This is a genomic window from Candidatus Pantoea formicae (genome assembly GCF_011752625.1).
Classification (GTDB): domain Bacteria; phylum Pseudomonadota; class Gammaproteobacteria; order Enterobacterales; family Enterobacteriaceae; genus Pantoea; species Pantoea formicae.
In genome coordinates, this window is the sequence record NZ_VWXD01000002.1 from 188,503 (window position 1) to 213,914 (window position 25,412).

Genomic DNA, 25,412 nt, shown 5'->3' on the forward strand with positions numbered 1-25,412 from the left:
TAATCAGGCCTCGTGGCGCATGAGTTGGTCAACGGCGTCAACCACGTCCTGCACCGTGCGCACTGCGCGGAAGGCTTCCGGTTTGATTTTGCGTCCAGTACGCTTTTGCAGATGGACGACCATATCGACCGCATCAATGCTGTCTAGCTCAAGGTCTTCATACAAACGTGCGTCCGGACGGATATCATCAGCATCAATTTCAAACAGCGAGGTCAGCAGCGTAGCCACTTCCTGGTAAATTTCGTCTTTGTTCATCATTTTGACTGTTCTCAGGCTTGCTGTTGTTCAACAAACGCGGCCAGTGTGGCCACGGAAAAAAAGTGCGCGCGCAAGGTTTCGCTCTCTGCTGAGAGCTGTACGCCGAAGCGATTTTTCACTGCCAGCCCTAGCTCCAGCGCATCGATGGAATCGAGGCCCAGCCCCTCGCCAAACAGTGGCGCGTCGGTTTCTATATCGTCCGGGCTGATATCTTCCAGATTCAGCGTGTCGATAATCATGATTTTGATGTCGTCAATCAGTGCTTGCATGCTTACTTCGTCTCTTTAGGGACCAGCGCCTGTTGCAGGTGACGCGTCAGGCGACGTGCGGCCAAGGGCTGCGCATCTTCATCCGCTTCGCAAAAGGCCTGGCTATCAATACGCGATTGTACGCGTACAGTAAAAAGCGGTTTAACCAGCGGAATCTGATACCAGCGGCTTTGTTTGTCGAGCATACGCTGGGTACAGCTAATATGAACCACGCGCAGATCGCATCCGGCACGTACCGCAATGTTGGCCGCACCGCGTTGTAGTTTTAACGGCTCGCCGTAACGGGTGCGGGTGCCTTCTGGAAAAATCAGGATGGTGTCGCCCCGCGCCAAGCGTTGTTGGCTATCAGGCAGGAGCGTATCGGCTTCGCTGTTAATTAAATAATCGGCAGATTTAATCACACCATTAAAAAAAAGGTTGTGCTGCAATTCGGCCTTCACCAAGCAATCCATTTCTGGCAATACAGAGGCAATCATCACGTAGTCGATGAGCGAGGGATGATTGGCGACAATCAGGCATCCGCGATCTTCACGCAGCCAGTCTGCACCGATAATCTGATAATCAAACACACCAACGAAGCGACAAAAGCGCAGGAAACAGCGGAAGCTCCATGCAATACTGCTGCGCGCAATGTGTCGGCGACGCAGACCATCCCGCTGCACCAGCAATAACAGATTAAACCAGGTGAGGGAGAGCAATAAGCCCCCCAAGCTGAACAGCGTGAAACTGATGGCTGTCATGACCAGACGCCAGTAATAATTAAAACCAGGCCGGCGCGGCATTGGCTGTGAATTATCATTCATGACGGCGTTCCCAATGCCACTGATGACGTTCACCGGGGATGGTCATATGCTCGGCATCCTGTAAGAGCGCACGCAGGAACTGCAAACTTTGCGGTAGAGCAGCGGCTTGAGGTTGCGCAGCCTGCCCTTTACAACACCATGATTCTCCGGCACGCAATAGCAAGGCAACGGCATAGGGCGCATTAAAGTGCTCCGTTTCCGGCAGCCAGGGACGGTAGTAGCCCGGCACCGCACCTTCAAAATCCACCAGTAATACTTGCTGATACCCCGCCTGATGCAACGCGGTCACGTCGATTAACCCCTGCTGGAAACTGTCGATGCCAGCGGAGAGGGAAGAGGAAACCAGTGGCTGACGTGCAGCGATGGTTAAACTGCCGACGGCTGAGTTGTGTACTGACATGGCGAAATCCGTCGGCGATAGCGCCTGCTGCTCTGCGAGCGCGGTCAGGATACGTAAGTTCCGTTCGAGTTCCCCATGACGGCTGGTGAAGACCACGGCATCAACTGATTGGCGCGACAGAAGCGTTAACCCGCACTCGACAGCAGCACGGCTACCGGCACTGAGACGACGCGCAGTCATCATGGGTAAGCATTGCGGTTTTGCGATGGGTTGGCTGGCATCCAGCACAGGCGCGTGTTCAGCCCAATAACGCCATTCATCGGCGGTGCTGTGGCCCGGAGCTATTGCGTGCCAGTCAACCAAGGTGTAAGCGAGTTTCATACCAGGATTCTTTCTTCAGCCTCGGGAATGGTCAGATTTCGCTGCGCGGCATCCCTTCCCTGCTTGTATGCTATTCCTATCACCCGTCTTATGCGGATGTCACCGATTAACAAGGCGGGCACATGGCCCGCCTGTTTTCAATTTCGGCAGCGTTTTGGCTAACTTTATATCAATCTGTCAGCCAAAATGCTTGGCGTTTATTTCACCGCCTGAACGGCAAGACGAGTCTGAATGCCCTGATTCAGGTTCTGAATCCAGCGATTGTAATTACGGTGAATCTGACCACTGCCCGCTTTCAGATTGGTGCTGCTCACGTAATCAATACGATAGCTGTTCGCCGTGTAGGCGATGCGAATGTTGGCAGTATGGCCACGCTCGGCCAGTTGACCGTTCATCACACCCGGTCCCGCGGGTGAAATCACCCAGTGGTTCGCTGCGCCCGCTTCGACAATCGCACGTTGCATCTGGCTGTCTGTATAGTTCTGACCAACGGTCTGGCTCACGTTTTGAATCGGTGCGGTACGCGGTGCGCAACCGCCCATCAGTGCAGCGGTCACCACTAATGCGAGAACGGCTTTTTTATTCATCATTTCCTTTATTTCCCCTGTCATGGCAAGTCGCGTATTACCGCGACCGTGCAAGTCAACCCAAGTGCACTATTCCGTTCAGACTTTGTAAAGCGGGCGAATAATACCACTATATGTAAAGACAAGTAAAAAAAAGCACGAATGCCTAAAGAACGGACGCGCTTTACGGCAAAAACAGAATTTAACGGGTTTACCGCGCTGAAAATGCCGCAAAATCCCATTACCGCATAAAATTCAACCCTGCCAGCCGCCCCCCAACGAACGGTAAAGTTCGATTTGTGAGAGCAAGAGCGTATTTTTCACTGAAACGATATTTAACTGCGTGCTGAACAGCGTGCGCTGCGCATCCAGCTCATCCAGATAGGAGGCATAACCATTCTGATAACGATTCTGCGCGATACGGTACGCCTCGGCGACGTAGCCCTCTTGTTTCTGCAACTCGTCTAGTTGCTCCTGACTACGCCTGATCGCGTCAATCGCGTTATCGACATCGGAGAAGGCGCTGCGCACCACTTTTTCATATCCATAAAGCGCCTGATTGCGCGTCGCCATCGCGACATCGACCTGAGCCGTAAGCGCTTCACGATTAAGCAGCGGGGCCAGTATGCTGCCGCCAATACTCCACAGGCGGAAAGGATTATCCAGCAGCTGATGTAACTCGTTGCTTTGTAACGTACCTGTGGCCGTGAGATTGAGTGACGGCAACAGGTTGGCTTGCGCTGATGCCAGTGAGGCATCCGCTGCAATGAGTTGGCGCTGTGCCTGCACAATATCCGGTCGACGATTCAGCAATTGTGAGGGTAACAAAGATGGCAATGTTTGCGGCTTGATGTGGTCGAACTGACTGGTGCGCGCAATCTCACGCGGATTCATGCCCACCAGCACGCTAAGGGCATTCTCCTGTTGCTCAATCTGGTGCTGCAACTGGGGGATCTGCGCTTTAGCAGTTTGATACTCTGATGCCGCTTGCATCCACTCCAGTCGCGAGGTGTAGCCGGTTTCAAACTGACGTTGTGCCAGATTGAGGGCGTTTTCACGTGTGGCCAGCGTCGCCTGTGTGACACGCAGTTGCTCGTCCAACGCACACAGGCTGAGATAGCCTGACGCAACGGAACTGGCTACCGTTAACTCCGCCGCTGAGGCTGCTGCGCGCTGCGCATCCAGCGTGGCCTCTGCTGCCCGAATGCTGTTGCTGCGGCTACCCCAAAGATCGACTTCATAGTTCGCCTGCAGCAACCCCTGAAACACGGCGTTTTCATAGGGCAGCCCGGTGGCGGCCGACAAGGCACGTTGATGCGTTGCGGCAACACCTGCTGATAAGGTAGGGAAATTATCCCCCTGTGCGGCCCGCAGTTGGGCACGATACTGATCAACCCGTGAACGAGCCGTGAGAATATCGCTGTTGTGGTTTAAGGCCTGATTGACGAGTTGATTCAGGTTATCGTCACCGAAGCTCCGCCACCACTGTGCTTCTGGCGCAGCAGTAGGCCCAACTTGCTGCCGCCAGCCATCAGGTATCGGTAATGATGAGGGGGCTTTTTCGACTTCCGTCGCACAGCCGCCAAGCAGGAGTGCAACCCATGAAGCCAGTAATATCCGCTTCATTGTGCATCCTTTTGCGATTCTGCTGCGGTATCAATATTCACTTCCACTGACATGCCAGGGCGCAGGTCTTGGGTGTCACCGAGTATGCTGATGCGTACCGGGATACGCTGAGCAATCTTCACAAAGTTGCCCGTGGCGTTGTCTGGTGAAATGGCACTAAATTCGGAGCCAGCAGCAGGGGAAATGAACTCTACGCGTCCGTCAAAACGCCGCCCTTCCAGCGCATCGACACGAATGGTGACCGGCAAACCAGGTCGTACACGTGCCAGTTGGGTCTCTTTTAAGTTGGCGATCACCCATTTGTTGTCTGGCACTACCGATGTCAGTCGCGTGCCCGCGGTGACGTAAGTCCCTTTGCGTACCGACAACTGCCCTAACTGACCACTGTCTGGCGCAATAATCCGGGTGTTGGCCAGATCAATATTGGCCAACTCCAATGCGGCTTTCGCGCTAGCAACATCCCCTTCTAACGAAGCCCGATTCACCACGACGGTTTGCAAACTCTGTTGCGACACGGCAACTTGCGCTTCCGCCTGGCGCAGCGCGGCTTGCGCTTGGGCATTAGCGGCGCGTGAGGCATCGCGCTCACGCACAGACAGCGACCCATCGGCCGCCAGATTCTCCACGCGTTTAAGATCAAGACTACTTTTTAACGCCTGGGCTTTGGCGTTTTCCAGCGCGGCTTTGTTGCTCAGGATGGTCGCTTCGGCGCTACGACGCTGCTGTTGGTTGTTATTCTGCGCGGCAATCTTCATATCCAACTGCGCCTGCGCCTGATGTACCCGTTGACGATAGATTCGGTCGTCAATGGTCATGAGCAACTGCCCTTTCGTCACGGGTTGCAGGTCCACTACCTGTACATCGGTGAGGTAACCGCTCACCTGTGGGCTGATAAAGGTCACCTGACCGCGCACGTAGGCATTTTCCGTGGACTGAATGGTGCTGGTGAACGGCCAGAGTTGCCAGGCATACAGAATGACCAGTACACCAACAATCGCGATACCGCTGCCGAAAGCGATAGAAAGAATGCGTCGGCGGTTAGCGCGATCGCGTTCCGCGGCCTGAAGATCATCCTGTTGGCTCATGAATTCTCCGTCTGATTTGATGCTTGATATTGTTGTTCTGCTAGATTGTGGCGCGCCTGACGCCAATTGATATAACGCAGCCGCGTGAGTCGCCATAGCACCCACATAAGAGTAATGAATGCCACAGCGGCGGTGAGTAAGTAGGTGTCGTTGTAAGCCAACACGTTCGCCTGTAGGGTGGCGACGGTTTGTAACTGGCTGGTGCTTTGCGCGCTGAGCAGCACGTTGTCAGGTAGCTGGCTGCTGAACAGCGAGCTGTATTGGCTCAGCCGCTCGATGACATTGGGATCAAGCTGCGATAGCTGATCGCCCAACTGGCTGGAGTGGTATTTCTCACGCCATGTCTGAAAGGTGCCGAGAATGGCGGCGCCAATCAATCCCCCCAAGTTTTGGCTCATGCCAAATAGCACCACGAAGCTCACCAGGTTTTTCGGCTGCGTCACCACACCGCCAATCCCTAACAGCATCGCGGGTGCAAGGAAGAAAGCACTACCGAAGCCAAGCAAAAACTGGCTCACATACAAATTGTTGCCACGCGTCACTGGGCTGGATTGCGCATCCATGTATGACGCTATAATCATCACCACCAGTGAAGTCACAATCGGCCAGCTGAGGTGCGTGGGTTTAATGGTGAGCGCACTGGCCACCATGCCACAAATCACACCCGCTATAATCGCCAGTGCCAGCCCACGCATCTGATCATTCAGTAAGCCCAGCTGCTGCAGAAAGCCCACTGCACCAGTGTTCTGCTCAGCCAGCACGATACGCATCATAATCATCACAATGCCGAGTCGGACAATCATGCCGTTGCTCAGCCAGCGTGTATTGATCAGCGGGTTAGCTCGGTTGTGCTCCACCACGACGGCCGCGACGATCAGCACTAAAGACATGGCCAGCGCGATACCCAGCCAAGGCGTAGTGAACCACCACTCAATGCGCCCTCGCGATAGCACAGCGCACAGCAGCGCCATACCCGGAGCCAGCAGCATGAAGGTGACAAAATCCATTTTCTCGAAGGCTTTGATGCGGTCACCCGGTGGCAGTTTCACCACCAGCACGCACCCCAAAGCAATCATTGCCAACCCCAGCTCAAACAGATACAGGCCGCGCCACTCTTCTAACTGCAACAGCTCGGTGGAGAACAGGCGTGCCAGCGGAATCGCCAGCTGTGAGGCGGTAATACCGATGACTAAGGCTTTGAGTCGATGTTTCGCCGGCCACGCCTGGATTTGGTAATAGATGCCAAGGGAACTCAGTGCTGCTCCGACCATACCGTGTGCCGTCCGCACGATGATGGCCGAGCTCAGATCGTTCGCCAGAATGTGGAAGAACGCCACAATCACATACAGCACCAGAAACGCTTCGGTAAACAATCGCAGACCAAACTGTTGGCGGAATTTCACCAGCAATAAATTGATGGAGATATTGCCCATCACATATACCGCCGGTAACCAGGCGATCTCGTTGGTATAAGCCCCGAAAGTGCCTTGCAGATTGGTGAGATTGGCCGTCACCAACGCGTTACTCAGTGCGCCGGTGATCGAAATAAGGAGACCAATGATCCCAAAGGCTACCCGTTTTGACGGCGAATGGATCGGCGTGGAGGGCGACCCTGGCAGCATGGGTTTTTCATGGGGTAGCCATTCACGCTGTGCATAAGGATTGCGTTTGGCCACGTTCAGCTCGTTCCTAGCCGGGTCAGCAGTTGTTGCAGCACTTTTTCAGTGACAGCAAGCGCTTCAGGATCAATATCTGCCAGCAGCTGCGCACGTAATGCATCCGCCTGGGTCTTCACCTCGGCGAAAGCCACACTGCCCTGCTCCGTCAATACCAACAGGCGCTTACGGCGATCTTCTTTGGGTTGTACGCGGGCCAATAGCTGTTGTCGGACCAGCCGATCAACCAATGGCACGACGCTCGCCTCTTCCAGACCCAACAATTGTGCCAGCGCTTTTTGCGTGGGTGGTTCAGTGGCCGTGGCAACCGTGGCAATCGCCATCCAGCTGCTCATACTGAGCCCACTCTCTTTCAGGCGGCGATCCACCGCCAGCCGCCAAGCGTGGGCCGTCAGATGAAGTAAACGTGAAAAAGGTTGTGGATAGTCGCTCAAAACGTAGTAGCCTAATGGTTAGGTATCTAACTAAACGGGTGCGTTATTATAATCAAAGCATGAGGCCATTGAAAAGATTGCTTACAACCTCAAATTTAGACGCTCACCTGCTATAAAACCAATTTTCAGTTTTTCGAACGACAAAACCGCAACAATACGATCCTGTACAATTATCCTGTATAGTTTTAAAGTCCAAACCCCAGCCCATTACATTGATTTATAACAAATAGCACAAAATACTTAAAATTTACCTTGTACAACTTACCTGTAATTGTATAACTTTAGTCCCCGTGAGCTAGCGAATAGCTCCGTAACGAATGATGCAGTTTGCGTCGCCTCTGAAGGTGCAGTGGATTTCCACCTTCAGAGGTGTCTTTTTTGCGTTGGTTGATGAGTTTGGGTTTTACGTGCCTGTCCGCACGTAAATTTTTTCATCATGGCGCTGTGGGCAGCACGCCCTCGCTCCAATCCTAAGGGCTTCACTATGCAAAATGCTGTCTCCAGCGGCGAAGCTATCGCTGACTATTTTAAATTGCCGGGTAACAGCGACAGCGCTGAGATGGAAGTTTTCGGTCAGATCATCGCTGAAATCCTGCAAACCGGTATGCCGGTCACCAATAAAGCGATTATCTCATCACTTATCTATCGCCTTGAGTTGGAGAGTGATGTAGTACAGCTGGATATTTATCGCCATTTGTTGGAATTAGTCGTCAATAAAACGCCTGACGACCTTTCCGTCTAATGTCTGATTCCAAGGATGGAATCTTCTTTGTTTACCCGCCATTGCTACTGGTATCCCTCTTCATTGCCCGGTAACATCATTTCCGTCTAATTCCTGTCTGGTGACTGCCATGTCGTGACGGCATGCGCAAAAAAATAAAAGAGCCTGCAAAATTTATGAGCCAACCCGCTGAACACGCCCCTGCGGCGAACGATATCACCGTGGGCAGCGTCCTACGCTCGCCCGCTTTATTGACCCGAGAGTGTCTGGCAGGTGTCATCACTGCGCTGGCACTGATCCCTGAAGTGATCTCCTTTTCGGTGATTGCCGGGGTTGATCCCAAGGTAAGCCTGGTGGCATCGGTGGTGCTGTGTTTGACCCTGTCAATCCTTGGCGGACGCCCAGCCATGGTGACCGCTGCCGCCGGATCGGTCGCACTGGTTATCGGACCGATGGTGCATGCCCACGGCGTGGAATACATTCTTCCTGCCGTGATTCTCGGCGGAATCATCCAAATCATCTTTGGCCTGGCTGGCCTGTCACGCATGATGCGCTACATCCCTCGTTCGGTGATGATTGGCTTCGTTAATGCCTTAGGTATTCTGATCTTCTTTGCTCAAGTCCCTCATGTTTGGGGGCAGTCGGGGTTGGTTTGGGCATTGTTCGCCGTGACGTTAGCCATCGTGCTATTGCTGCCGAAAGTTCTGAAGAGCGTTCCCTCCCCGCTGGTGGCGATTGTGGTGGTGACCGGCGTTGCGTTGCTCATGGGATACCGCGTACCTAATGTTGGAGACGAAGGCCCAATGAGCTCAGGCCTGCCTGGCTTCACCACCCTGTTAGTGCCTTTTAATCTGCAGACGCTTTCGATTGTCTGGCCCACGGCGTTGAGCATCGCCTTTGTGGGTTTAATGGAATCGCTGCTGACCGCCAAATTGGTGGATGACATTACTGATACGCCTTCAGGTAAACGCCGCGAGTCGTGGGCACTGGGCGTAGGTAATATACTCGCCGGTTTCTACGGTGGCATTGCCGGTTGCGCAATGATTGGTCAGACGATTGTTAACGTTGAACTTGGCAAGGCACGCACCCGCATTTCAACCATTGCGGCGGGTGTGGTGTTGCTTTTGCTGGTGACAGGGCTGAGCCAAATCATGGCGCAAATTCCCATGGTGGTACTGGCTGGGATCATGATGGTGGTGGCGGTGAAAACCGTGAACTGGCATAGCCTGCAGCCCGCCACCCTCAAGCGTATGCCGTGGTCCGAAACCTCAGTGATGGTCCTCACCGTCGCGGTCACCGTGTGGACAGGTAACCTGGCGCTGGGCGTGCTGATTGGCGTGATCCTTGCCATGATGCTCTTCGCCCGCCGCATTGCGCACGTTATCCATGCTGAGCGCCGGTTAAGCGATGATGGTGAGCAAGTGCATTACACCGTGCGTGGGCCGCTGTTCTTTGGCAGCAGCAACGATCTGTTTGAACATTTTGATTATGGTCACGACCCGAAAAACGTCACCATTGATCTGACCCATGCGCAAATTTGGGATGCCTCCAGTGTTGCCGCGCTGGATGCCATTGAGTACCGCTATCAACGGCACGGGGCATCAGTGCACTTTATTGGTTTGGATAACCGTAGCAGTAATTTCCGCGACCGCTTGAGTGGGAATTTAGGCTAGCCCTTTCTCACCCAGGTTGATCACTGAAACGGCCATCTCTCACGCGATGGCCGTTTTTTTATCGGCGTAAAGGGCAATGCACATCGATGGTGATGGTGATAGTGAAGGTGATAGTGCGATATCAACTACGCTTAAGGAGCAACACTGGGTTGCTGATTAAAGGACGCTGTTATGCATCACATCTTAGGTGGGATACTGATTGTCACTTGCCTGACGGCATTGATGGGCTGCCAACAGCCAGAAAGACCTATCGGCCCAGATGGTCGCCCAAATGTACCTACTGAGCAGCCGATTCCCGGTGGCCCAATGAGTAAAGGCCCGGTCGGACAGCCGCAAGCTTAAAAAGGCTTGTCAGATTCATCTGCGACAAAAACCAAAAAACCGCCCTGGGGCGGTCACGACATTGCTGCTTATTGCTTTGATTTTATTTGGTTTTAGCGGTTACTAAATATGGTGCCCGGGGCGGGACTTGAACCCGCACAGCCATAAGCCGAGGGATTTTAAATCCCTTGTGTCTACCGATTTCACCACCCGGGCAGGGTGTAAATTGGAGGCGCGTCCCGGAGTCGAACCGAGGTAGACGGATTTGCAATCCGTTGCATGGCCACTCTGCCAACGCGCCTTTATTCTGATGTGTTATCCGTTAAAAACGGATGACTAAATTTGGAGCGGGAAACGAGACTCGAACTCGCGACCCCGACCTTGGCAAGGTCGTGCTCTACCAACTGAGCTATTCCCGCATAATCTTCGTCTTTCACTTTGCTGCCGCGTTAGCTTCCTTCACTCACACAGGTCACTTACTGGAGTAAGCTCTCTGTGATTCGTTCAGTTGCTGCCTTGCTGCAAACCGAAATACTCGATTCTGGAACTTCGTCTTCCACTTTGCTGCTGCGTTAGCTTCCTTCACTCACACAGGTCACTTACTGAAGTAAGCTCTCTGTGATTCGTTCAGTTGCTGCCTTGCTGCAAACCGAAACACTCGATTCTTCAATCTACCAAACTTACTGATTTTACTCAGCTTCTTGCAGACTCGCTGCCGTTCGATGCGATGCATTCTACTTATCTGACGCAATGAGTCAATAGAATTATCCACACACTGCGTCCGTTTGCTGCTTTTTAAATCGTATCGATCAGCTATCGAGCAAATCACCGCGCGCAGCGCTCAAATACTGGAACATCGACCAGAACGTCAGAACCGCAGCGATATACAACGCAACCACGCCCACACCGACTACCGTCGCATCTGGGCGCCACAGCAAGGCAAAAAGCGAGAACATCTGCGCGGTGGTTTTCACTTTACCGACCCATGACACTGCGACGCTGCTGCGTTTACCAATCTCAGCCATCCACTCACGCAAGGCCGAGATAATAATTTCGCGGGCAATCATGGTAGCAGCGGGCAAAGTGATCCACCAAGCGTGGAAATATTCTGCCACCAGCACCAAGGCAATCGCGACCATCACCTTATCGGCAACCGGATCGAGAAAAGCACCAAAACGGGTGGTCTGCTTCCAGCGACGAGCAAGAAAACCATCAAACCAGTCAGTGACAGCGGCAACCACAAAGATCAATGCGGTGACAAAAGGTGCCCAGTGAAATGGCAAATAGAATGCCAGCACAAAGAAAGGAATCAGTACAACTCGAAACAGGGTAAGACACGTCGGAATGTTAAATTGCATATGCCAGTAACTGTCTGGTGTGAGTAGGATTTAACGTATGTTCCTACATTGCCCACACTGTTTCAACGTTAGTGTTTCAGCGAGTGGTAGATTTTTTCTGCCAGTGCGAAAGAAATTCCCGGCACTTTGGCAATCTCATCCACGCTGGCATTCATCAGCGGTTGCAGGCCCCCCATGTACTTAAGCAACTGTTGACGGCGTTTTGGCCCTACTCCTTCGATGCTTTCCAGGGCACTGGTGTTCTTCACTTTGGCGCGTTTTTGTCGATGTCCCGAAATTGCGTGATTGTGAGAGTCATCACGAATATGCTGAATGACATGCAGTGCGGGTGAATCTGGCGGCAGCGAGACCCCCTCACCTTCGGCTTCAAAGAACAGCGTTTCCAGACCTGCTTTACGATCGCTGCCTTTTGCTACCCCAAGCATAATCGGTCGATCTTTATCCCAAGGCACATCCAGCTCAGCAAACACTTGCTTTGCTTGCGCCAGCTGACCCTTGCCGCCATCAATGATAATCACATCGGGGATCTTGTCCTCTTCCAGCGCTTTGCCGTACCGACGGCGTAGCACTTGATTCATCGCCGCGTAGTCGTCTCCCGGCGTGATCCCCTCAATGTTGTAGCGACGATAATCGGATCGCAGCGGACCATCGCGGTTGAAGACTACGCAAGAAGCAATGGTCTGTTCACCCATGGTGTGACTGATATCGAAGCACTCCATGCGTTTGATGCTATCCAGTTCAAGAAATGCCGCCAGTGCTGCCAGCCGCTGTTGGATGGTGGAGTGCTGAGAGAGTTTAGTGGTCAAAGCGGTGGCCGCATTAGTGCGTGCCAGTTTAAGATACCGCGCGCGATCGCCGCGTGGTTTGCTCTGAATGTTGACCTTGCGCCCCGCCAGTTCACTCAACGAGTCGGCCAGCAAGGCACGTTCCGGCAAATTGAAATCAAGTAAAATTTCAGCCGGCAAAGTGCGCGCTTCACTGCCCTGCAAATAAAACTGACCAACGAAAGTTTGCACCACTTCGGTCAAATCCGTATCAGCAGGCACTTTCGGGAAATAACTACGGCTACCCAACACTTTGCCCTGACGAATAAATAGCACATGCAGACATGCCATTCCCGCATCAAAGGCCACGCCCATCACATCCAGGTCGTCTCCCTGGTTAGAAACAAACTGCTTCTCTGTCACACGGCGCACCGCCTGAATCTGATCGCGTAGACGTGCTGCCTCTTCAAAGCGAAGCGCATGGCTGGCGTCTTCCATACGTTTAACCAACTGGTTGATGACCTGATCATCTTTACCCGCCAGAAACAACCGCACGTAATCGGTTTGCTGTGCATATTCATCTTCTGAAACCAACCCCGCTACGCAGGGTCCCAGGCAACGCCCAATCTGGTATTGCAAACAGGGACGCGAGCGATTGCGATAGACGCTGTTCTCACACTGGCGGATGGGAAAGACTTTCTGCAACAGCGCCAGGGTTTCACGCACCGCGTAGCCGTTGGGAAACGGCCCAAAGTACTCGCCTTTGGCATGTTTGGCTCCCCGGTGCATCGCCAGACGCGGGTGAGTGTCTGCGCTTAGAAAGATATAAGGGTAGGATTTATCATCGCGTAACAATACGTTGTAACGCGGCTGATAGAGCTTTATATAGTTGTGCTCAAGCAACAGCGCTTCCGTTTCAGTATGGGTAACCGTGACATCGATGTTCTGGATGTTACTCACCAACACTTCGGTTTTGCGACTGCCTACCTGAGTCCGGAAATAGCTGGTCAGGCGTTTTTTGAGATCTTTGGCTTTACCAACATAGATCACCGTGCCTGTCGCGTCGTACATGCGGTAGACGCCGGGCTGACTGGTCACGGTGCTGAGAAAGGCTTTAGAGTTGAAGACGTCACTCACTACTGATTAATGGCTCCGCATTGTACAAGCCATGACGAATGGCTAAATGCGTTAACTCTACATCTCCGCTGATATTCAGTTTACTGAACATGCGATAACGGTAGCTGTTAACGGTTTTCGGGCTCAGATTAAGCTGTTCGGAAATCTCCGTCACTTTCTGCCCGCGGGTAATCATCAGCATAATCTGCAATTCCCTTTCCGACAAACAGCTAAAAGGCGATTCCGTCTTTTGTGGCTCGATTTGACTTAGCGCCATTTGCTGAGCGATATCTGAAGCAATATAGCGCTGACCAGAATGCACGGCACGAATGGCACTCACCACTTCCTGCGGCGCGGCGCCTTTGCTCAGATATCCAGAAGCGCCGGCCTGCATGACTTTTGCTGGCAGCGGGTTTTCTGTGTGAATGGTGAGCATAATGATACGAATGTCTGGATTAAAACGCACAATCTTGCGCGTGGCTTCCAGGCCGCCAATACCGGGCATGTTCATGTCCATTAACACCACGTCAACCGGGGTATTGCGACACCATTTTACCGCATCTTCACCACACGCCGCTTCCCCGGCAATCACCAGTCCCTTCATATCTTCAAGTACGCGGCGAATACCGGCGCGTACCAGTTCATGGTCATCAACAAGAAGCAAGCTGATCAACGGGACGTACTCCGCAGGTTAGTGAAGGGGAAATATATTACAGGGAGGCCATCTTACCGGGTTTAAGGCTGAAAGAACATCTGGTGATGCAGATAAATCCCTAATGAAATGATGCAAATCAATTAGGCCCCTACGGCGCTTGTTTTTTTAGTAAAACGCAATAACATGCAAGAATTAAAATGTGAAATTGTGACTAATATCATTATGTTATAATTTATAACGCTTTTACTGATTGATTCGTTGTAGGCACATTTAATAATTCTCTATTTTCGATTTTCTTCTGCTGACAAATACATCAAATCAGAATTAACCCCCTCCCTCTCATTACCGCTTCGCCTACAATAAATTCATCCAACAAGCTTATGATATACTCTGTTTTTTACACACACAGGTAATGTGTCAACGTTCAGTAACACCACCAAGGAGTCAATGATGAGTGATGAAGATTTTGCAACTTCACAGGATACCCAAGCGCTGGCGGATGAAGTCGCCTGCCTGAAAATGATGGTGACACTGATTCTGAAGGGAATGGGCCAGGCAGATGCTGGTAAAGTGATCATCAATATGGAGCGCTATGTGCAGAGCGCATTAGTGGATAAGCCTCAGGCGGAAGTGTTTAGCAACACCATTCGTCAAATCAAAACCGCTTATCGTCAATAAGCGGTAGTCCCCGCGCATTCTGCGCGGGGGAATTAGCTGTGCGCCTGCCAGTTAACGGACACACCCAGCGAGGGCAACACCTCTTCAGGACTAAAGCGTCGTGTACCGCGATATTTCTCGGCGAGTGCAGGTTGTTGAACTGGAATACGAATAGCGAACAGATTGTCTTCAGATTGAATTAAGCCCGGTGATAACGGCTCGTAAACGACCTGATGCTTTTCAAACATCTTCTCTAACATCGGCGTCGCTGAGCTGATCAGGAATGCCATCCCACTCAATTCTGCCAACTGTACCGAATGCCATAAAATATTGAGCGGCAACTCTGCGTCCACTTCGAGACGAGCTGAAAAACGCGACATCTCCCAGACTTTATCTTGATCGAATGGCAGCACCAATCCTTCAGGCACTTCAGGCTCGTGCCAGGGCAGCAGACGCGCACAGCCACAAATACCCTGACGCGCGTTCCAGGCAATCAGCCAGGTCACATCTGAACGATCGAAACGATCGTACTCCTGACCCGGCGTACTCAATCGCGGCGGAATAGACCAGCCCTCGCCGCGCGCAAAAACGCTGTAGCGATAGGTTCCCAATTCAGCCAACAGAGAGGACGGCATATCCTTAAGCTGTGTTTGAATTATTTTCATCATGCGCCCCTGACATCCCCATGTTTGCAATGATTTCTTTGCGCCAGCCTGGCAAAGTCCCGGCGCAGGGTAGACAACAGACTCAACACTGGGAACTACTAAAATTAGTAGTTGCCTTTTTGCTATATCAAGCCAATCGCTGCTGCGTAACAGGCAATCTGCGTTTTATTGGAAACATTAAAACGCTTTTGCATATTCTTTTGGTGAAAATTCACCGTGTGTTCAGATATCGCTAAAATAAGTGAAATTTCAGCAGAGGTTTTTCCTTCTGCCGTCCATTTCAGAATTTCCAGTTCGCGTTGGCTAAAATCGTTAGATAAAACTGCCATTGAACCGTCATTTAGTCTTTCCAGCACGCGCAAACTCAGTTCCGCCAGGAAGTGTAGTTTCACCTCCAGCTGGATACGTATATGTTGGGTATGACTATGAAGCGACGATGCAATAGATAATATACCAATGGCACGATTTGGTGCCATTGCCGAGCAAGAAAAGCCACTATTGAGGCCCGCCGCATTGGCTTCTGCCCATAAATTGCCCGCACCAGTAAATAAATCACGCGTCCATTCCACGCCTCGCCCCGGCCGCTGGCAAAGCAGCAATACCGGATCCACAGCGTAATAATTTTCGCTTTCATAACGCTTAACCCAGCTGTCTGGGTAAGTGCTAAACAAAAACACACGTGGCCGGGTAAAAGGCACTGGATGCTGAACCAGAAAAGCGAATGAATCAAAACCCAACGCTTCGATATGTGTTTGTAATAGCGATTTTACTTGTACTACTTCCGTCAGCGCCTGAAATTCATTTTCAGTCTCGCCGCGCCAGACGAAATAATTATCGGTTGTCATTATTGCCTCAGCGTTGTTTCACGCTTTAACCTTGTTATTCGATCTGATTAACACAAAAAAATAAATTAACCTGAGAAAAAATATTGATTGAAATGAAATCAGCCCGGTCAGTAACAATCATAACTATCCAGTTGTCAATGCGTTACCATAGCGGTGCTGCGCAAACGGGTGTTTTTTGAAAACAGCTTCATAACTTTAATCGACTTTTTCAATTAGAATAGGATTTTTCTGAAGATGTTTCAATCACCCTATTCATCGAAAATTATCATTAGATTGATAAATTTTTAGCATCGTCGTTAACCAAAATCACCCACATTTCGAACGGATACTGAGGTACGAGGCTGATTTACAAGCAGGTGCGCTTCGCTCTTTCCGTCATATCCGTTATTTCCATGATGAACATAAGAGCGTGATTTTCGTCACCCTCTTTTTCCAGCTACTCTTAGAAGATAAGCTGTGAACGTGCCATAAGATTTTGCAAAGGGGAGACAATGACGCAGGACGCCTCAGGCGCATTGTCGCGCGTATTCGGGAAACTCAGCGGGACTGACTATGTTGAACCAGTTGGCATTACCTTTACTTGTTCTGGGCGGTTGCACGGCCCTGATGATTTTAAAAGATCTTTTCCGTCACCCGCACCCTGTGCCGGTAATGAATATCATCTGGCCATTGACGGGCTTGTATTTACCATTCATCGGCTGGCTAGCCTGGTGGTATCTGGGACGCAAACCGTCTCGTCAGGTTAAACTCGCCGTGCTCGTTCCGCAAAAAATACAAGGCTATGCCAGCTGGCAAACTATATTTATTTCTACTTCATTATCTGCCGCCGCCTGTATATTCGGTGACCTGATGACCTTGCCAATAGTCACCCTACTAAATCAGTTCGCAATTAACCCAACAATCTGGATGCAGGGTCTTATTTGTGTGCTCATTTCGTTAGTGGTTGGATATTTTTTGCAGTTTCTAGCTATTCGGCAACGTGAAAAACGTTCATTCATCAGCGCCTTATTATTAGCATTAAAGACGGAAACTTTTCCGCTTTTGATTTATCAATTAGGTATTTTTATCTTTATGGCGCTGGCCCTAAAATTCATTCTTAACCAGCAAATCAACCCATTACTGGTGACATTCTGGTTTATGCTGCAAATGGCGATGTTTATCGGCTTTGTATTCTCCTGGCCTGCTAATCATTTCCTCATAAAGCGTGGGCTTAATCCCGCCGTTTAGTTAACGACAGTAGCCCGCCCCGCGCATGCCGAGGTGAAAATGCCCGGCATGTGCGGCGTTATAGTCCGGTCCGAGCACGTTGCCGAAAGTGGCACATCCCTCCCTCCACAGTGCGTGTAATCCCGCTGCTGCTTCTGTGGGTTGTCGCCAGTTTTTCCCCACCATTAACCACTGACCATTCGCCAGTTGGAATCCACTGATATCCCACGCCTCAGCCGTGGCATGTTCACTTAATCGTCCCTGCTGACGATGATAGATATTGCGGCAAGCGTAACTTCCCACGTGCGCGATACGGCTCAACCGATTGTTGATGCCAGCCTGTAGTAGAGCCTGGTGGCTGTTAACCACAAATACTGTGCTACTGACGGCCATCGGACAACTGGCGAGAAAACTGCTACTCACCGAAACCTCGCCAAAACCGCTCACACGTAGAGGTTGTTCAATCGGACAATCGCCTTGCTGTGGTGGAACGCGACGGAACTGCACAAATCCTTGTTGGCTGGCACGCTGCATCACCGCCAGACACGCTGCGGGGTCGTGGCTGAGTCGCTGTAATTTATACCGCATCATCCATCCTGGCGGATCGGTCACCGCCAACGGCGTAAAAGGATTCCATTGCGGCGGCAGATGCGATTTGAGCCAGGGAAGCCCCCACCATCCACACAGCGCCAGTAACACTATGGCCATGAATACACGCACATCATTTCACTTTTACTTATACATGATGTCGTTAAGTGTAGGCGCCACACGGGTGAAAATCGGCAGAAAAGGCTTAATTGTTGAAGATTTACGCAAAATGCATGGCAATTATGCCATGTAAATTTTTACTGACAGAGCAAAGCGCGTAAAAGGTCACAATTGTAAAAAAACAATTACCGAGAGTCGCCGCCTTTCCACTATCTTATGCCACTTGCCCTATACAACGGCACCTTATCAAACAGCCAGTAGAGCTGACACAACATCAAAACAGGAAAGACATATTTATGGTTGACCAATCTAAAGAGGCGCTTATTGAGGCCGAACAGCCGGAAAAACTCCGGCGTAATCTGCATAACCGTCACATCCAACTTATCGCTATCGGCGGCGCCATTGGTACCGGGCTGTTTATGGGCTCCGGAAAAACCATCAGCCTGGCGGGTCCATCGATCATTTTTGTCTACATGATCATTGGCTTTATGCTGTTTTTTGTTATGCGTGCAATGGGTGAGTTGCTGCTCTCCAATCTCGAATACAAATCCTTTAGCGACTTCGCTGCCGACCTGCTCGGCCCCTGGGCCGGCTACTTCACCGGTTGGACCTACTGGTTCTGCTGGGTGGTCACCGGGATCGCAGATGTCGTGGCCATCAGCGCCTATTTCCAACTCTGGTTCCCCGGCTTCTCCATTTGGATGAGCGCATTACTGTGTATCTTTGCGTTCCTGGCACTGAATATCGCAACGGTGAAACTGTTTGGTGAGATGGAGTTCTGGTTCGCCATTATCAAAATCGTGGCAATTGTTGCGCTGATTGTCACCGGTATTGTGCTGGTCAGCATGCATTATCCCTCCCCCAATGGCACCACGGCTTCACTGAGCAATATCTGGGATCATGGTGGCATGTTCCCGAAAGGTCTGAGCGGATTCTTTGCCGGCTTCCAGATTGCGGTCTTTGCCTTTGTCGGGATTGAATTGGTCGGTACTGCGGCGGCAGAAACCAAAGATCCTCACAAGGTTCTGCCGCGCGCGATCAACGCCATCCCCGTCCGTATCATTATGTTCTACGTACTGGCACTGCTGGTGATCATGGCGGTCACGCCGTGGAACCAGGTGCTGCCAAACCGCAGTCCTTTTGTTGAAATGTTTGTGCTGATCGGCCTGCCTGCTGCGGCAAGCATCGTTAACTTTGTGGTATTGACCTCTGCTGCGTCATCGGCCAATAGCGGTATTTTCTCTACCAGCCGCATGCTGTTCGGTCTGGCCGAGTTGGGCGTTGCGCACAAAGCCTTTGGTCGCTTGTCTGCACGCGCCGTACCTACAACAGGCTTGTTCTTCTCCTGTTTATGCTTACTGGGCGGTGTGGCGCTAATTTACCTGATCCCCGATGTGATGACGGTGTTCACTATGGTGACCACGGTGTCAGCGATTCTGTTTATGTTCGTCTGGACCATCATTCTGTGCAGCTATCTGGCGTATCGTAAGCAACATCCACAACGCCATGCGGCGTCGAAATTTAAGATGCCGCTGGGTAAATTTATGTGCTGGGTGTGTATGGCCTTCTTTGCCTTTGTACTGGTGCTGCTGACTTTACAGGAAGATACCCGTCAGGCCCTGATGGTCACGCCACTGTGGTTTGTTATCCTGACCATGGGTTGGTTGTTACGTCGTCGTAAAGCCTGATTCTGCCTGCCATAAAAAAGCCCCATCCGGGGCTTTTTTTATAACCTTTCTCGTAACTTATGCCACGCCTGCGCCAATGAAGGTCGCACCGAAGCTCCCCTTTCCGGGGCCATTGCAGGGGCTGTCGGCGAGCCCAGGTTGAAGGTAAAGGTATAATTCGGCGCCTCACCCATGCGCAAATCCGATATCAGCGTGTCATCACCCTGCTGTTGCATGGCATAAAAACCGTGGCTGAACCACGCCACGCGCTCCGCATGCCACTGGCCTCTAAAGGCGTCGAACAGCTCGGGATGGCGTGGATACCAGCGAATCTCTAACGGACGCTCAGGGGACATCAATGACCAGTAAGCTTCACCGTATCGTTCGGGTGTCAGGATGACCGTACGCCAAACCAAAGTATTAAACGCGGTGGGCGTGACCAACACTTGTTGGGGCATTACGGATTGATGCACCAAATCCTGCTCAATATGCCGCGTAGCGATGCCCTGTATCACCATGCTCCAGGCAAGATAGAGGGTGCTGACCAGCAATCCGAGCTGATTCCAGCGCAAATTATGCCGCCATAACGTCACCACCAGCGCCACCAATAAAGGCAAGGTATAGAGTGGATCGATGATGTACATACTGCCGATGGCGTAGGGGAAATCTGTGAAAGGTAAGCCCAGTTGCGTACCGTACACGGTCGTAAGATCGAGCAACGGGTGGGTGATCAGCGCCAGCCAAATCGCCAGACACCAGCCTCGCCAGTAGGGGCGGCTATGTGTTACGCCGGCCACTAGCCACGCCAGCAGCGGTGCAACCAGCGTCAGCAAGATCAGCGCATGGCTTTCGGTACGGTGCAACGTCATGTTGCGGATCGCGTCACCGTGATCGATAAAGACATCAAGGTCTGGCAATGTTCCCGCAATGGCCCCCACCAGCGCCGACTGCCACAGCGGTACGCGTTTGCCCATTACGGCAACCGTGACGGCTGCACCCAAGGTTAACTGCGATAGCGAGTCCATGCACTCTCCTGGTCTAAGCGGGATCAGCGCACGCGGATCCCTTCGATAATCATGCGCTGCACATTTTCCAGCGTCTGCTCAAAGAAATCTGGATCATTCAAGGTTTGCCCGGTAATGGCTTCAACCTGTGAGGCAAAATCGGCGTAGTGTTGCGTGGTGGCCCACAGCAGGAAGAACAGATGTTGCGGCTGCACCCCTGCCAGACGCCCCTCAGCAATCCACTGCTCAATAATCGCCGCTTTCTCATCTACCAGCGCTTTTAAATCACCCGCCAGTTCGCCTTTCAACAAAGGCGCACCTTGCAGCATTTCCAGACAGAACAGGCGTGAAGCCTGTGGATGGTCGCGCGACACTTCCAGCTTGAGGCGAATATATTTTCGAATGGCGGTCAACGGGTCATGATCATGTTGCAACGCACGCAGCGGGGCGAGCCACACATCCAGGATCTCTTTTAATACCGCCACATACAGCGCTTCTTTTGACGGATAGTAATAAAGCAGATTGGTCTTTGAGACATCGGCACGCTCCGCGACTTTATCGAGGCTGGTGCCATGAATCCCGTATTGCGAGAAGAAGGCCAACGCTGCTTCCAGAATAGCTGCCCGTTTTGCCGCTACCGCTCGCGACCGTCGTCCTGGCTTTTTTTCATCGCTTTTCACACTGTTACCTCTTCCATCCTACATATCCGCATCATAACAAAGCCCCTCTTTCCTGCCTAATCGCTCTCCCTGCACCTTTTTTGACCGCAGTGCGCATGAAAAACGTGCAAAAAGTTTTGACCAAACGGTCTGATTTAGACCAACCACTCCACTTTCACCACCAGGTGGTTTTTAACACATTGTTGTATAAGACATTTAAAAATGTGGCACAGGCTTTGCAATTTTGTGACTGAGCGCCGCTCGCAGGATGCGTGCAAGGAGCAACGCAGCGCGTAGAGCAATGCCCGTTCAACGCAGAGAGGTTTCACATGAAAATTGGCGTATTTATCCCGATTGGCAATAATGGCTGGCTCATCTCCACCCATGCGCCGCAGTACAAACCGACTTTTGAACTGAATAAAGAGATTGTGCTGAAGGCCGAGCACTATCACTTCGACTTTGCGCTCTCGATGATCAAATTGCGTGGCTTCGGAGGTAAAACCGAATTCTGGGATCACAACCTCGAATCCTTCACGCTGATGGCGGGACTCGCGGCGGTGACCTCACGGATTGAAATTTATGCCACGGCAGCCACCCTGACGCTGCCTCCAGCGATTGTGGCACGTATGGCCGCCACCATCGATTCGATATCCAATGGCCGTTTCGGTGTCAATCTGGTCACCGGGTGGCAGAAACCCGAATACGAACAGATGGGATTGTGGCCCGGTGATGAGTACTTCTCCAGCCGTTACCAATACCTCACAGAATACGTCACTGTACTGCGTGATTTGTGGGGCACCGGTCAGAGTGACTTCAAAGGTGAATTTTTCACCATGAACGACTGCCGTGTCAGCCCGCAACCGCAGAAACCGATGAAGGTGATCTGCGCCGGACAGAGCGATGCCGGTATGGCGTTCTCCGCGCAGCATGCGGATTACAACTTCTGCTTCGGCAAAGGGGTCAATACCCCCACTGCCTTCGCTCCGACCGCCAGCCGCATGAAAAACGCAGCGGATCACGTCGGGCGCGATGTCGGCTCTTACGTGCTGTTTATGATTATCGCCGCCGAAAGCGACGAGGCCGCGCGTGCCAAATGGGAGCATTACAAAGCGGGTGCCGATGAAGAAGCACTCGCCTGGCTCACCACGCAAAGCCAGCAGGACACCAAGTCGGGTAGCGATACCAACGTGCGTCAGATGGCCGATCCCACTTCAGCCGTCAACATCAATATGGGCACCCTAGTGGGTTCATACGCCAATGTGGCACGAATGTTGGATGAGGTTGCAGAGGTTGACGGCACACAGGGCGTCCTCCTGACCTTTGATGACTTTCTGCAAGGCATTGAAGATTTCGGCGAGCGTATCCAGCCATTAATGCAGTGTCGTCAAAACGTTATCACTTCGCAGAAGGAGGTTGCCTGATGAGTACCGTGACTTGCGCCCATACGTCGAGTTTGCCCCAAATCACCCTGCCCGCTCGGCCAGAAGCTATCGCACTGCCGCCGGCGCAAAGTGCATTGATTGTCGTGGATATGCAAAACGCCTATGCCACCGAAGGGGGTTATTTGGATCTTGCCGGCTTTGATGTCTCCGCCACAAAACCAGTGATCGCCAAAATTCATCAGGCGGTGACCGCGGCACGCGCCGCTGGCATGCAAATTATCTGGTTCCAGAACGGCTGGGACGATAAGTACGTCGAAGCGGGTGATGCTGGCTCGCCTAACTTCCATAAATCGAATGCACTGAAAACCATGCGTAAGCGCCCAGAGTTACAGGGCACCCTGCTGTCAAAAGGCGGCTGGGATTACGCGCTGGTGGATGAACTGGTGCCGCAGACAGGAGACATCGTTCTGCCTAAACCGCGCTACAGCGGCTTCTTTAATACCCCACTCGACAGCATGTTGCGCAGCCGCGGCATCCGCCATCTGGTGTTCACCGGCATAGCCACCAACGTGTGTGTCGAATCCACGCTACGTGATGGCTTCTTCCTCGAATATTTTGGCGTAGTGCTGGAAGACGCCACTTATCAGGCCGGCCCCACGTTTGCTCAGCAGGCAGCCATTTTCAACATCGAAACTTTCTTTGGCTGGGTCAGCGACACGGACACCTTTTGTGAAGCCCTGAAGGCATAAGGCCAATTTCACCTGCAAGACCATAACGATAAGGAACTGCGACGATGCCTAAAAGTGTGATTATTCCTGCCGGTAGCGGCACCCCGATTGCGCCATTTGTGCCGGGAACCTTGGCAGACGGCGTGGTGTACGTCTCCGGTACACTACCGTTCGATGGCAATAACAATGTGGTACACGTTGGCGATGCGGCGGCACAAACCCGTCACGTACTGGAAACCATTAAAAAGGTGATTGAGACCGCTGGCGGCAACATGAGCGATGTCACCTTCAACTCCATTTTCCTTACTGACTGGAGCAACTACGCCGCGATTAATCAGGTTTACGCCGAGTATTTTCCCGGTGACAAGCCCGCGCGCTTCTGTATCCAGTGCGGATTGGTTAAACCAGACGCACTGATTGAAATTGCCAGTGTCGCGCACATCGGGCCCCAGGAGGCGTAATGCACCTTGAGATTCATGGTTTGACCGCTGCCGACGCGCCCACGCTGGTGCTGTCTTCTGGTCTTGGTGGTGTGGCGGGCTTCTGGCAACCCCAGTTATCCGCACTCACACCTCATTATCGCGTGGTGACTTACGACCAACGCGGCACCGGTCGCAGTGCCGATACACTGCCAGAAGGCTATAGCATGGCGATGATGGCCGCAGAGCTGGCTGAGCTACTGGCGCAGCATGACATTCAACATTACGACATTGTTGGCCACGCACTGGGAGGCCTGATTGGTCTGCAACTGGCGCTGGATTATCCCGACCGTGTCGGCCGCATCGTGGTGATTAATGGCTGGCTTTCGCTGGATCCTCACACCCAACGCTGTTTCCAGGTACGGCAGGATTTGCTGCTCAACGTGGGCGTCGAAGCCTTTGTGCGCGCGCAGCCGCTGTTCCTCTATCCGGCCGAGTGGCTGGCACGCCATCAGGCACGCATTACAGCTGAAGATGCCCATCACGTGACCCATTTTCAGGGTATGGAGAATCTGCTACGTCGACTACATGCATTGATGAACTGTGATTTCCGTGCCCATGCGGCGCGGATTCAGCAACCGGTGTTAGCCATCTGCAGTCAGGACGACCTGCTGGTGCCGTGGAGCTGCTCTCCGCTGCTGGCACAAGCGTTACCTAACAGCAGTCTGATTGAGATGCCGTGGGGTGGGCATGCGATGAGCGTGACCGATGCCGATAACTTCAACGCACTGCTGCTGCAATGGCTGGCCGAAACGGCTGCACCCGCACAGCGCGCCGCAAGTTGAACAGAGGAGTTGAATCATGAGTGTGCATGAACTGCCACTGCTGCCAAATGTTGACCGCGATGCTTTTCGCCATGCCATGGCGCGATTGGGTGCGGCGGTAAACATTATTACCACCGATGGACCCGCCGGTCGCGCCGGATTCACGGCTTCAGCAGTTTGTAGCGTGACAGATACGCCGCCCACTTTGCTGGTGTGTCTGAATCGTTCGGCATCGGTCTGGCCGATCTTTCGTGACAATGGCTATCTGTGCGTTAACACCCTGGCAGCCGGTCATGAGGGTCTTTCAACGCTGTTTGGCGGCAAAACGCCGATGGAGCAGCGCTTTGCTGCCGCTGACTGGCATAGGCTCGCCAGCGGCTCACCGCTGCTGGACGGCGCCACCGTGTCGTTTGACTGCAAAATCACTCAGGTGGTCAGTGTTGGCACACACGACATTCTGATTTGTGAAGCGCTGGCGCTGGTGCGTAACGATGAAACGCATGGCCTGGCGTGGTTTGACCGTGGATATCATCACCTTTTACGGCAGGACGCCCGCTAACGCCGCCTTGTGCGGCCCAGTTCCACCGCTACCCTGGAGAAGA

The 25,412-nt window shown here is 52.3% G+C and carries 28 protein-coding genes and 3 tRNA genes; 11 read left to right on the forward strand and 20 right to left on the reverse strand.

What is annotated here, in order from left to right:
• Positions 1-3: 3 nt before the first annotated feature.
• From F3J38_RS05545 to F3J38_RS05585, 9 genes are all read right to left on the reverse strand, one after another.
• Positions 4-258, reverse strand: coding sequence for an acyl carrier protein (locus tag F3J38_RS05545; protein ID WP_167135890.1), 255 nt, complete (start codon positions 256-258; stop codon positions 4-6).
• Positions 259-269: 11 nt separating this feature from the next.
• Positions 270-527, reverse strand: a complete 258-nt coding sequence (locus tag F3J38_RS05550) for a phosphopantetheine-binding protein (protein ID WP_167135892.1) — start codon at positions 525-527, stop codon at positions 270-272.
• Positions 528-529: 2 nt separating this feature from the next.
• Entirely contained in the window at positions 530-1,330 is an 801-nt protein-coding gene (locus F3J38_RS05555) for a lysophospholipid acyltransferase family protein (RefSeq protein WP_167135894.1), read from the reverse strand.
• Positions 1,323-2,051: a beta-ketoacyl synthase chain length factor gene (locus F3J38_RS05560; RefSeq protein WP_167135896.1), complete on the reverse strand. Its 729-nt coding sequence runs from the start codon at positions 2,049-2,051 to the stop codon at positions 1,323-1,325. Before F3J38_RS05560 ends, F3J38_RS05555 begins: the two co-directional genes overlap by 8 nt.
• Before the next feature lie 197 nt (positions 2,052-2,248).
• Positions 2,249-2,638, reverse strand: coding sequence for a hypothetical protein (locus tag F3J38_RS05565; RefSeq protein ID WP_167137062.1), 390 nt, complete (start codon positions 2,636-2,638; stop codon positions 2,249-2,251).
• Positions 2,639-2,872: 234 nt separating this feature from the next.
• Entirely contained in the window at positions 2,873-4,243 is a 1,371-nt protein-coding gene (locus F3J38_RS05570; RefSeq protein ID WP_167135898.1) for an efflux transporter outer membrane subunit, read from the reverse strand.
• Positions 4,240-5,328, reverse strand: a complete 1,089-nt coding sequence (locus tag F3J38_RS05575; RefSeq protein WP_167135900.1) for an HlyD family secretion protein — start codon at positions 5,326-5,328, stop codon at positions 4,240-4,242. Before F3J38_RS05575 ends, F3J38_RS05570 begins: the two co-directional genes overlap by 4 nt.
• Complete coding sequence (locus tag F3J38_RS05580) at positions 5,325-7,004, reverse strand: MFS transporter (RefSeq protein WP_167135902.1); 1,680 nt, start codon at positions 7,002-7,004, stop codon at positions 5,325-5,327. Before F3J38_RS05580 ends, F3J38_RS05575 begins: the two co-directional genes overlap by 4 nt.
• A 2-nt stretch (positions 7,005-7,006) precedes the next feature.
• Positions 7,007-7,438 carry a MarR family winged helix-turn-helix transcriptional regulator gene (locus F3J38_RS05585; protein WP_167135904.1) on the reverse strand — a complete coding sequence of 144 codons (432 nt, stop codon included), beginning with the start codon at positions 7,436-7,438 and terminating at the stop codon, positions 7,007-7,009.
• A 484-nt stretch (positions 7,439-7,922) separates the two neighbouring features.
• Between F3J38_RS05585 and F3J38_RS05590 the strand changes: the two genes are divergently transcribed.
• From F3J38_RS05590 to F3J38_RS05600, 3 genes are all read left to right on the forward strand, one after another.
• Entirely contained in the window at positions 7,923-8,180 is a 258-nt protein-coding gene (locus tag F3J38_RS05590) for a biofilm/acid-resistance regulator YmgB/AriR (protein WP_167135906.1), read from the forward strand.
• A gap of 155 nt (positions 8,181-8,335) precedes the next feature.
• Positions 8,336-9,832 (forward strand): SulP family inorganic anion transporter, encoded by a 1,497-nt coding sequence (locus tag F3J38_RS05595; RefSeq protein WP_167135908.1) that lies wholly within the window; start codon positions 8,336-8,338, stop codon positions 9,830-9,832.
• A gap of 171 nt (positions 9,833-10,003) precedes the next feature.
• Entirely contained in the window at positions 10,004-10,174 is a 171-nt protein-coding gene (locus F3J38_RS05600; RefSeq protein WP_167135910.1) for a hypothetical protein, read from the forward strand.
• A 109-nt stretch (positions 10,175-10,283) separates the two neighbouring features.
• Here F3J38_RS05600 and F3J38_RS05605 read toward each other — a convergent pair.
• From F3J38_RS05605 to uvrY, 6 genes are all read right to left on the reverse strand, one after another.
• Positions 10,284-10,369, reverse strand: a tRNA-Leu gene (locus F3J38_RS05605).
• An 11-nt stretch (positions 10,370-10,380) separates the two neighbouring features.
• A tRNA-Cys gene (locus F3J38_RS05610) sits at positions 10,381-10,454 on the reverse strand.
• Positions 10,455-10,496: 42 nt separating this feature from the next.
• Positions 10,497-10,572 (reverse strand) — tRNA-Gly (locus F3J38_RS05615).
• Between the two features lie 390 nt (positions 10,573-10,962).
• On the reverse strand, positions 10,963-11,511 hold the full coding sequence (gene pgsA, locus F3J38_RS05620) for a CDP-diacylglycerol--glycerol-3-phosphate 3-phosphatidyltransferase (RefSeq protein WP_167135912.1): 549 nt from the start codon (positions 11,509-11,511) through the stop codon (positions 10,963-10,965).
• Positions 11,512-11,579: 68 nt separating this feature from the next.
• Positions 11,580-13,412 carry an excinuclease ABC subunit UvrC gene (uvrC, locus tag F3J38_RS05625; RefSeq protein WP_167135914.1) on the reverse strand — a complete coding sequence of 611 codons (1,833 nt, stop codon included), beginning with the start codon at positions 13,410-13,412 and terminating at the stop codon, positions 11,580-11,582.
• Positions 13,405-14,064, reverse strand: a complete 660-nt coding sequence (gene uvrY / locus F3J38_RS05630) for a UvrY/SirA/GacA family response regulator transcription factor (RefSeq protein WP_167135916.1) — start codon at positions 14,062-14,064, stop codon at positions 13,405-13,407. The genes uvrC and uvrY overlap by 8 nt, the downstream gene beginning before the upstream one ends.
• Positions 14,065-14,496: 432 nt before the next feature.
• On the opposite strand from uvrY, the gene F3J38_RS05635 reads away from it, so the two are divergent.
• Positions 14,497-14,724, forward strand: coding sequence for a DUF2594 family protein (locus tag F3J38_RS05635; protein ID WP_084934652.1), 228 nt, complete (start codon positions 14,497-14,499; stop codon positions 14,722-14,724).
• Positions 14,725-14,756: 32 nt separating this feature from the next.
• Here the strand turns inward: F3J38_RS05635 and F3J38_RS05640 are convergent, their stop codons facing one another.
• Together F3J38_RS05640 and F3J38_RS05645 are read right to left on the reverse strand one after the other, a co-directional pair.
• The gene (locus tag F3J38_RS05640) at positions 14,757-15,368 is read right to left on the reverse strand and encodes an acyl-homoserine-lactone synthase (protein WP_084934653.1); all 612 of its coding nucleotides are present in this window, start codon (positions 15,366-15,368) and stop codon (positions 14,757-14,759) included.
• Between the two features lie 122 nt (positions 15,369-15,490).
• Positions 15,491-16,213 carry an autoinducer binding domain-containing protein gene (locus F3J38_RS05645; protein ID WP_167135918.1) on the reverse strand — a complete coding sequence of 241 codons (723 nt, stop codon included), beginning with the start codon at positions 16,211-16,213 and terminating at the stop codon, positions 15,491-15,493.
• A gap of 552 nt (positions 16,214-16,765) precedes the next feature.
• On the opposite strand from F3J38_RS05645, the gene F3J38_RS05650 reads away from it, so the two are divergent.
• Complete coding sequence (locus F3J38_RS05650; RefSeq protein WP_167135920.1) at positions 16,766-17,440, forward strand: DUF4396 domain-containing protein; 675 nt, start codon at positions 16,766-16,768, stop codon at positions 17,438-17,440.
• Here the strand turns inward: F3J38_RS05650 and F3J38_RS05655 are convergent, their stop codons facing one another.
• Positions 17,441-18,139 carry an extensin-like domain-containing protein gene (locus F3J38_RS05655; RefSeq protein WP_167135922.1) on the reverse strand — a complete coding sequence of 233 codons (699 nt, stop codon included), beginning with the start codon at positions 18,137-18,139 and terminating at the stop codon, positions 17,441-17,443. It lies immediately after the preceding gene.
• A 284-nt stretch (positions 18,140-18,423) separates the two neighbouring features.
• Between F3J38_RS05655 and cycA the strand changes: the two genes are divergently transcribed.
• The gene (gene cycA, locus F3J38_RS05660; protein ID WP_167135924.1) at positions 18,424-19,815 is read left to right on the forward strand and encodes a D-serine/D-alanine/glycine transporter; all 1,392 of its coding nucleotides are present in this window, start codon (positions 18,424-18,426) and stop codon (positions 19,813-19,815) included.
• 38 nt (positions 19,816-19,853) lie between these two features.
• On the opposite strand, the gene F3J38_RS05665 is transcribed toward cycA, so the two are convergent.
• Together F3J38_RS05665 and rutR are read right to left on the reverse strand one after the other, a co-directional pair.
• The gene (locus F3J38_RS05665) at positions 19,854-20,819 is read right to left on the reverse strand and encodes a metal-dependent hydrolase (RefSeq protein WP_167135926.1); all 966 of its coding nucleotides are present in this window, start codon (positions 20,817-20,819) and stop codon (positions 19,854-19,856) included.
• A 23-nt stretch (positions 20,820-20,842) separates the two neighbouring features.
• Positions 20,843-21,478, reverse strand: coding sequence for an HTH-type transcriptional regulator RutR (rutR, locus tag F3J38_RS05670; protein ID WP_167135928.1), 636 nt, complete (start codon positions 21,476-21,478; stop codon positions 20,843-20,845).
• A 308-nt stretch (positions 21,479-21,786) separates the two neighbouring features.
• Between rutR and rutA the strand changes: the two genes are divergently transcribed.
• From rutA to rutF, 5 genes are read left to right on the forward strand one after another with little or no spacing between them, the layout of a single operon-like run.
• On the forward strand, positions 21,787-22,878 hold the full coding sequence (rutA, locus tag F3J38_RS05675) for a pyrimidine utilization protein A (RefSeq protein ID WP_167135930.1): 1,092 nt from the start codon (positions 21,787-21,789) through the stop codon (positions 22,876-22,878).
• The gene (rutB, locus tag F3J38_RS05680; protein WP_167135932.1) at positions 22,878-23,588 is read left to right on the forward strand and encodes a pyrimidine utilization protein B; all 711 of its coding nucleotides are present in this window, start codon (positions 22,878-22,880) and stop codon (positions 23,586-23,588) included. The genes rutA and rutB overlap by 1 nt, the downstream gene beginning before the upstream one ends.
• A 44-nt stretch (positions 23,589-23,632) precedes the next feature.
• Entirely contained in the window at positions 23,633-24,028 is a 396-nt protein-coding gene (gene rutC, locus F3J38_RS05685; protein ID WP_167135934.1) for a pyrimidine utilization protein C, read from the forward strand.
• Positions 24,028-24,831, forward strand: coding sequence for a pyrimidine utilization protein D (gene rutD, locus F3J38_RS05690; RefSeq protein ID WP_167135936.1), 804 nt, complete (start codon positions 24,028-24,030; stop codon positions 24,829-24,831). The genes rutC and rutD overlap by 1 nt, the downstream gene beginning before the upstream one ends.
• 16 nt (positions 24,832-24,847) lie before the next feature.
• On the forward strand, positions 24,848-25,369 hold the full coding sequence (gene rutF / locus F3J38_RS05695; RefSeq protein WP_167135938.1) for an NADH-dependent FMN reductase RutF: 522 nt from the start codon (positions 24,848-24,850) through the stop codon (positions 25,367-25,369).
• Positions 25,370-25,412 lie beyond the last annotated feature (43 nt).

What these genes read in the sequence shown, in the direction of transcription:
- F3J38_RS05545 (WP_167135890.1), bottom strand. Translation starts at nt 258, where the DNA reads ATGATGAACAAAGACGAAATTTACCAGGAAGTGGCTACGCTGCTGACC.
- F3J38_RS05550 (WP_167135892.1), bottom strand. Translation starts at nt 527, where the DNA reads ATGCAAGCACTGATTGACGACATCAAAATCATGATTATCGACACGCTG.
- F3J38_RS05555 (WP_167135894.1), bottom strand. Translation starts at nt 1,330, where the DNA reads ATGAATGATAATTCACAGCCAATGCCGCGCCGGCCTGGTTTTAATTAT.
- F3J38_RS05560 (WP_167135896.1), bottom strand. Translation starts at nt 2,051, where the DNA reads ATGAAACTCGCTTACACCTTGGTTGACTGGCACGCAATAGCTCCGGGC.
- F3J38_RS05565 (WP_167137062.1), bottom strand. Translation starts at nt 2,638, where the DNA reads ATGAATAAAAAAGCCGTTCTCGCATTAGTGGTGACCGCTGCACTGATG.
- F3J38_RS05570 (WP_167135898.1), bottom strand. Translation starts at nt 4,243, where the DNA reads ATGAAGCGGATATTACTGGCTTCATGGGTTGCACTCCTGCTTGGCGGC.
- F3J38_RS05575 (WP_167135900.1), bottom strand. Translation starts at nt 5,328, where the DNA reads ATGAGCCAACAGGATGATCTTCAGGCCGCGGAACGCGATCGCGCTAAC.
- F3J38_RS05590 (WP_167135906.1), top strand. Translation starts at nt 7,923, where the DNA reads ATGCAAAATGCTGTCTCCAGCGGCGAAGCTATCGCTGACTATTTTAAA.
- F3J38_RS05595 (WP_167135908.1), top strand. Translation starts at nt 8,336, where the DNA reads ATGAGCCAACCCGCTGAACACGCCCCTGCGGCGAACGATATCACCGTG.
- F3J38_RS05600 (WP_167135910.1), top strand. Translation starts at nt 10,004, where the DNA reads ATGCATCACATCTTAGGTGGGATACTGATTGTCACTTGCCTGACGGCA.
- pgsA (WP_167135912.1), bottom strand. Translation starts at nt 11,511, where the DNA reads ATGCAATTTAACATTCCGACGTGTCTTACCCTGTTTCGAGTTGTACTG.
- F3J38_RS05635 (WP_084934652.1), top strand. Translation starts at nt 14,497, where the DNA reads ATGAGTGATGAAGATTTTGCAACTTCACAGGATACCCAAGCGCTGGCG.
- F3J38_RS05640 (WP_084934653.1), bottom strand. Translation starts at nt 15,368, where the DNA reads ATGAAAATAATTCAAACACAGCTTAAGGATATGCCGTCCTCTCTGTTG.
- F3J38_RS05645 (WP_167135918.1), bottom strand. Translation starts at nt 16,213, where the DNA reads ATGACAACCGATAATTATTTCGTCTGGCGCGGCGAGACTGAAAATGAA.
- F3J38_RS05650 (WP_167135920.1), top strand. Translation starts at nt 16,766, where the DNA reads ATGTTGAACCAGTTGGCATTACCTTTACTTGTTCTGGGCGGTTGCACG.
- cycA (WP_167135924.1), top strand. Translation starts at nt 18,424, where the DNA reads ATGGTTGACCAATCTAAAGAGGCGCTTATTGAGGCCGAACAGCCGGAA.
- F3J38_RS05665 (WP_167135926.1), bottom strand. Translation starts at nt 20,819, where the DNA reads ATGGACTCGCTATCGCAGTTAACCTTGGGTGCAGCCGTCACGGTTGCC.
- rutA (WP_167135930.1), top strand. Translation starts at nt 21,787, where the DNA reads ATGAAAATTGGCGTATTTATCCCGATTGGCAATAATGGCTGGCTCATC.
- rutB (WP_167135932.1), top strand. Translation starts at nt 22,878, where the DNA reads ATGAGTACCGTGACTTGCGCCCATACGTCGAGTTTGCCCCAAATCACC.
- rutC (WP_167135934.1), top strand. Translation starts at nt 23,633, where the DNA reads ATGCCTAAAAGTGTGATTATTCCTGCCGGTAGCGGCACCCCGATTGCG.
- rutD (WP_167135936.1), top strand. Translation starts at nt 24,028, where the DNA reads ATGCACCTTGAGATTCATGGTTTGACCGCTGCCGACGCGCCCACGCTG.
- rutF (WP_167135938.1), top strand. Translation starts at nt 24,848, where the DNA reads ATGAGTGTGCATGAACTGCCACTGCTGCCAAATGTTGACCGCGATGCT.